The following is a 3,309-nucleotide window of genomic DNA, read 5'->3' on the forward strand; positions in this document are numbered from 1 at the left end:
TGAAGCCGATCCTGGAGTCGATCGCCGCGGAGGCGGAGGGCGAGCCCTGCGTCACCCACATCGGCCACGACGGCGCCGGCCACTTCGTGAAGATGGTCCACAACGGCATCGAGTACGCCGACATGCAGCTGATCGCGGAGGCGTACGACCTGCTGCGTCGCGTCGGCGGCCTTGACACCGACGCGCTGGTCGAGGTGTTCGACGAGTGGAACCGGGGCGACCTGGAGTCCTACCTGATCGAGATCACCGTCGAGGTGCTCAAGCAGAAGGACGCGGACACCGGGACGCCGCTCGTCGACCTGATCGTCGACCAGGCGGGCTCGAAGGGCACCGGCGTCTGGACGGTGCAGAACGCGGTCGGCCTGGGCATCCCGGTCTCCGGCATCGGCGAGGCCGTGTTCGCCCGCGCCGTGTCGTCGAAGCCGAAGCAGCGGGAGGCGGTCCGCGCGCTGGAGAAGGGGCGCCCGACGCCGGTCGCGAAGCCGGACGGGTTCGAGGACGACGTGCGCGCCGCGCTGTACGCCTCCAAGGTCGTCGCGTACGCGCAAGGCTTCGACATCATCATCGCGGGGGCCGAGCAGTACGGCTGGACCATCGACAAGGGCGCCGTCGCGAAGATCTGGCGGGCCGGCTGCATCATCCGCGCGCGGTTCCTGAACCGGATCGTGGAGGCGTACGAGCGGGACGCCGAGCTGCCGACGCTGCTCGCGGACGAGTACTTCGCGAAGATCGTCGCCGACGGCGAGGCGGCCTGGCGCCGCGTCGTGTCGACGGCCGCGCTGTCCGGGGTGCCCGCGCCGGGCTTCTCCTCCGCGCTGTCGTACTACGACTCGCTCTCCTCCGACCGCCTCCCCGCCGCGCTGATCCAGGGCCAGCGCGACTTCTTCGGCGCGCACACCTACGGCCGCATCGACAAGCCGGGCACCTTCCACACGCTGTGGAGCGGCGACCGCACCGAGATCGAGTCGGCCGGCTCATCGCACTGAGGCAGCTGCTGCTCGTCCGGCACGGCGAGAGCCGGGCGAACGTCGCGGCCGCGGAGGCGGACGCGGCGGGCGCGCTGCGCATCGCCGTGCCGGCCCGGGACGCGGATGTCGAGCTGTCGGAGGTCGGCGTCGCGCAGGCGGAGGCGCTCGGCCGCCGCCTCGGCGAGCTGACCCGGGACGAGCGCCCGCACGCGCTGTGGGTGTCGCCGTACCGGCGCGCGCGCTCGACCGCGCAGCACGCCCTCGACGTCGCCGGCCTCACCCTGCCGACGACGGTCGACGAGCGCCTCCGCGACCGCGAGCTCGGCATCCTCGACACGCTGACCTGGCGCGGCGTGCAGCAGCTGCACCCGGAGGAGGCGGCGCGGCGTGCGTTCCTCGGCAAGTACTACCACCGGCCGCCGGGCGGCGAGTCCTGGGCCGACGCCGCGCTGCGCCTCCGCTCGGTGCTGCACGACATCGAGGGCGCCGGTGCCGAGCGGGTGCTCGTCGTGTCGCACGACGCGATCGTGCTCATCATCCGGGCGGTGCTGGAGGGGATCGAGGAGGCGGAGCTGCTGGAGCTGTCCCGCACGGACCCGGTGAAGAACGCCTCCGTCACCCGGCTCGTGCGCGAGGACGGGCGCTGGGTCGCCGAGCCGGTCAACGACGTGACGCACCTGGCGGGCGACGCGCCCGTCACGGAGCACGGCGGGGAGCACCGTGGCACGCGACCCTGAGCCGATCGACCCGGCCGGCCTGCCGCCGCTGCCCGCGCCGGCTCGGGCGACCTCGACGTCGACTGCATCGTCGTCGGCCCCGGGCTCGACGACCCGGACGAGGCCGGCGCGCTGCTCGAGCGGCTGCTGCCCGCGATCCCCGACCGCACGACCGTGCTGCTCGACGCGTTCGCGCTCGGCGCGCTCGGGAACGCGCCGACGCTGGGCGACCCCCTCCGCGGCCGGCTGGTCCTGACGCCGAACGCGCTGGAGGCAGGGTTCCTGCTCCACGAGGACGTCGACGACCTGCTGCCGGCGATGCTCGAGGTCGCGGACCGGTTCGACGCGGTGGTGAGCGGCGGCGGGATGGTCGTCGAGCCCTTGGGGCGCGTCCGCGCGGTGCGGGCCGGCGGGCCCGGGCTCGGCACCTCCGGCAGCGGCGACGTGCTCGCCGGAGCGATCGGCGGCCTGATCGCCCGCGGCGCCGACATCGCGGACGGCACCTGCTGGGCGACCTGGCTGCACGCGAGCGCCGGCGACCGCCTGGCTCAGCGCATCGGGCCGCTCGGCTTCCTCGCGCGCGAGCCGGCGGACGAGCTGCCGGCCCTCCTCCCCCGCTGATCCCGTCCAGATCAGTGCACGGAGAACCCGCCGTCCACGAAGAGGCTCTGCCCGGTGACGTAGGCGGAGGCGGGGCTCGCGAGGAACAGGGCGGCGGTCGCGAAATCCTCGGGCACCCCGTTGCGGCCGACCATCGTGCGGGCGGCGAGCGCGGCGACCCGGGCGGGATCCTCCTGCAGCCGGGCGTTCAGCGGCGTGAGCACGAAGCCGGGGACGAGGACGTTGCTGGTCACGCCCGCGCTCGACCAGGCCTCGGCCTGCGAGCGGGCGAGCGCCTCCAGGCCCGCCTTCGAGACGCCGTACGCACCGCTGTCGACGAAGGCGCGGTGCGCCTGCTGCGAGGAGATCGCGATCAGGCGGCCGGAGCCGCGCGCGGCCATGCCGGGCGCGAACCGCTGGCCCAGCAGGAACGGGGCGTCGAGGTTGAGCCGCATGGTCGCGTCCCAGACCGCTTCGTCGACCTGCGGCATCGGCGGCCGGCGGTTCACGCCCGCTGCGCTCACCACGATGTCGGGCTCGCCCGCCGCCGCCACGATCGCGTCCGCCGCCGCGTGGACCCCGTCGCGCGAGCCGAGGTCCGCGGCGACGACCAGCACGTCGCCGTCGTCCACGCGCATCGCCGCTGCCGCCGCCGCCAGCCGCGCCTCGTCCCGCGCGACCAGGACCGTGCGGGCGCCGGCGCCGGCGAGCGCCGCGGCGATCGCCCGCCCGATGCCGGAGCTGCCGCCGGTCACGACCGCGGTTCGGCCCTCGAGGGAGAACAGGGCGGTCAGGTACTCGGCGGCGCGCATCCCCCGAGCATTCCGTTCTGAAGGAGCTTCTGGACCCGGGAGGAAGAAGTTCCTTCACAACGGAACGCGGAGGAGGACCGCCAGCGCCACGACGACCGCCAGCTGCACCAGCGCGAGCGGCAGGAGGGCGACGAGCGACCAGCGCGCCGCGACCGCCGGATCGACGCGAGGCAGGCGCCGGCCGACCGCGACGAGCAGCAGCGCGAGGACGAG

The 3,309-nt window shown here is 74.7% G+C and carries 4 protein-coding genes; 3 read left to right on the forward strand and 1 reads right to left on the reverse strand.

All coding sequences use genetic code 11. From position 1 onward, the window contains the following. The 3 genes from gndA to ACFE60_RS18455 all read left to right on the forward strand — a co-directional run. On the forward strand, nt 1-986 hold a 986-nt coding region (gndA, locus tag ACFE60_RS18445), incomplete at its 5' end, for an NADP-dependent phosphogluconate dehydrogenase (RefSeq protein ID WP_375390308.1). Next, the gene (locus ACFE60_RS18450; protein WP_375390309.1) at nt 938-1,705 is read left to right on the forward strand and encodes a histidine phosphatase family protein; all 768 of its coding nucleotides are present in this window, start codon (nt 938-940) and stop codon (nt 1,703-1,705) included. The genes gndA and ACFE60_RS18450, both read left to right, overlap by 49 nt. 66 nt (nt 1,706-1,771) lie before the next feature. Continuing rightward, on the forward strand, nt 1,772-2,305 hold the full coding sequence (locus tag ACFE60_RS18455; protein ID WP_375390311.1) for an NAD(P)H-hydrate dehydratase: 534 nt from the start codon (nt 1,772-1,774) through the stop codon (nt 2,303-2,305). 11 nt (nt 2,306-2,316) lie between these two features. On the opposite strand, the gene ACFE60_RS18460 is transcribed toward ACFE60_RS18455, so the two are convergent. Next, complete coding sequence (locus ACFE60_RS18460) at nt 2,317-3,096, reverse strand: SDR family NAD(P)-dependent oxidoreductase (RefSeq protein WP_375390310.1); 780 nt, start codon at nt 3,094-3,096, stop codon at nt 2,317-2,319. Nucleotides 3,097-3,309: the final 213 nt, after the last annotated feature.

Source organism: uncultured Amnibacterium sp., assembly GCF_964245895.1.
Lineage (GTDB): Bacteria > Actinomycetota > Actinomycetes > Actinomycetales > Microbacteriaceae > Amnibacterium.

Excerpts from the sequence above, each read along its gene's own strand:
- ACFE60_RS18460 (WP_375390310.1), bottom strand. The coding sequence starts at position 3,096 with ATGCGCGCCGCCGAGTACCTGACCGCCCTGTTCTCCCTCGAGGGCCGA.